We start from the raw sequence: 2,737 nt of genomic DNA on the forward strand, positions 1-2,737 counted from the left end.
TGGGCGAGACGGCCACAGCCCCGCCGCCGCCAACGCCCACGGCCAGCACCACCTGCCCCCCGTGCGCGTAGCGCCCCTCGCGCCGCCCGCCCCGAACCGATCACACGCACCGAACGCACCAGGTCACGACCGTCCATGCTGCTCACCCTGCCACCGAGCGCTCCGGCCGCGCGTGTCGTTCAATTTCCGTTCACCTACGCCGGGGCGTCTTTCACCAGTCGGATGATATGAAGCCCCTCTGGTGCGGAAGTCGATCACATGGCATCGTCCCTGTCAGCCGCGTCACGCGCACACCCCAGCCGTGCGCGGACCGACGCACACGACGCGCACAGTCCGGGAGCCGCCCCCATGTCGACCGCGAACCCCCAGCCGCTCTGGCAGCCCGATCCCGAGCGGATCGCCGAGGCACGCATCACCACGTTCCAGTCCTGGGCCGCCGCCCACCACGGGGCGCCGGCCGACGGCGGCTACGCCGCCCTGCACCGCTGGTCCGTCGACCACCTGGACACCTTCTGGAAAGCCGTCACCGACTTCTTCGACGTGCGCTTCTCGACCCCGTACACCGAGGTCCTCGGCGACCGCGCCATGCCCGGCGCCCGGTGGTTCCCCGGCGCCACCCTCAACTACGCCGAACACGCCCTGCGCGCCGCCGCCGACCGTGCCGACCGGCCCGCCCTGGTGCACGTGGACGAGACCCACGAGCCGCGGCCGGTCACCTGGGCCGAACTGCGCCGCCAGGTCGGCTCCCTCGCCGCCGAACTGCGCGCCCTCGGCGTGCGCCCCGGCGACCGCGTCAGCGGCTACCTCCCCAACATCCCCCAGGCCGTCGTCGCCCTCCTCGCCACCGCCGCCGTCGGCGCCGTCTGGACCTCCTGCGCCCCCGACTTCGGCGCGCGCAGCGTCCTCGACCGCTTCCAGCAGGTCGAACCCGTCGTCCTGTTCACCGTCGACGGCTACCGCTACGGCGGCAAGGAGCACGACCGCCGCGAGACCGTCGCCGAACTCCGCCGCGAACTGCCCACCCTGCGGGCCGTCGTGCACATCCCGCTGCTCGGCACCGAGGCCCCCGACGGCACCCTCGAATGGTCCGCCCTGACCGCCGGGGACACCGAGCCCGTCTTCGAGCAGGTCCCCTTCGACCACCCCCTGTGGGTGCTCTACTCCTCCGGCACGACCGGACTGCCCAAGGCCATCGTCCAGTCCCAGGGCGGCATCCTGGTCGAGCACCTCAAGCAGCTGGGCCTGCACTGCGACCTCGGCCCCGAGGACCGCTTCTTCTGGTACACCTCGACCGGCTGGATGATGTGGAACTTCCTCGTCTCCGGCCTGCTCACCGGAACGACGATCGTCCTGTACGACGGCAGCCCCGGTTACCCCGACACGGGCGCCCAGTGGACGGTCGCCGAACGCACCGGCGCCACCCTCTACGGCACCTCCGCCGCCTACGTCATGGCCTGCCGCAAGGCCGGCGTCCACCCGGCCCGCGACCACGACCTCTCCCGCGTCAAGTGCGTCGCCACCACCGGCTCCCCACTCCCGCCGGACGGCTTCCGCTGGCTGCACGACGAGGTCCGCGACGACCTCTGGATCGCCTCCGTCAGCGGCGGCACCGACGTCTGCTCCTGCTTCGCGGGCGCCGTACCGACCCTGCCCGTGTACACCGGCGAACTCCAGGCCCCCGGCCTCGGCACCGACCTCCAGGCCTGGGACCCCAGCGGCCACCCCGTGGTGGACGAGGTGGGCGAACTCGTCGTCACCCAGCCCATGCCCTCCATGCCGGTCCGCTTCTGGAACGACCCCGACGGCAGCCGCTACCACGACAGCTACTTCGACACCTACCCCGGCGTCTGGCGCCACGGCGACTGGATCACCCTCACCTCCCGCGGCACCGTGATCATCCACGGCCGCTCCGACTCCACCCTCAACCGGCAGGGCGTCCGCATGGGCTCCGCCGACATCTACGAGGTGGTCGAGCGCCTGCCCGAGATCAAGGAATCCCTCGTCATCGGCATCGAACAGCCCGACGGCGGCTACTGGATGCCCCTCTTCGTGCACCTCGCCCCGGGCGCCGCTCTGGACGACGCGCTCCTCGACCGGATCAAGCGGGCCATCCGCGAACACCTCTCGCCCCGCCACGTCCCCGACGAGATCATCGAGGTACCCGGCGTCCCGCACACCCTCACCGGCAAGCGCATCGAGGTCCCCGTCAAGCGCCTCCTCCAGGGCACCCCGCTGGAGAAGGCGGTCAACCCCGGCTCCATCGACGACCTCACCCTGCTCGCCTTCTACGAGGAACTGGCCCGCAAGCGCGCCTGACCCCCACACCCCCTCGTGCGCGCGGCGCGGCGCTGCCCGCGCCGCGCACACGAACACGCAAAACCCCAGGTCAAGACCGCCACACCCGCCATTGTCAGTGCCTCCGATTACGGTGAGTGAGCACTGATCGACCGCGCACAATGGGGGAAACATGGCGCACACCGACCACCAGAGCATCCGAAGCGTCCTGTGCCGCGAGATCGCCGGCACCATCGGCCTGCTCGCCGACGAACACGACTTCAGCGCCATGCGGCGCTACCGCAGCTTCACCTTCGACGACCACGCGACCTACCTCCGGCAGGTCGAAGCCGTCCTCCGAAGCCGCGCCGCGCACGGCGGCCACACCACCCTCGCCCTCTTCGACCCCGAGGACTACGCCGCCTACTGCGCCGAGACCGGCCTGGACCCCGACCTCCCCGCG

The 2,737-nt window shown here is 71.5% G+C and carries 1 protein-coding gene and 1 pseudogene; both read left to right on the forward strand.

Annotated features, from left to right (window positions below):
* The first annotated feature begins 348 nt into the window (after nt 1-348).
* On the forward strand, nt 349-2,316 hold the full coding sequence (locus FRZ03_RS30510) for an acetoacetate--CoA ligase (protein WP_146468314.1): 1,968 nt from the start codon (nt 349-351) through the stop codon (nt 2,314-2,316).
* A gap of 151 nt (nt 2,317-2,467) precedes the next feature.
* Nucleotides 2,468-2,737, forward strand: a pseudogene (locus tag FRZ03_RS30515) (hypothetical protein); the annotation flags it as partial.

The sequence above is a fragment of the Streptomyces misionensis genome, assembly GCF_007896895.1.
GTDB classification, from domain to species: domain Bacteria; phylum Actinomycetota; class Actinomycetes; order Streptomycetales; family Streptomycetaceae; genus Streptomyces; species Streptomyces misionensis_A.

What these genes read in the sequence shown, in the direction of transcription:
- FRZ03_RS30510 (WP_146468314.1), top strand. Translation starts at nt 349, where the DNA reads ATGTCGACCGCGAACCCCCAGCCGCTCTGGCAGCCCGATCCCGAGCGG.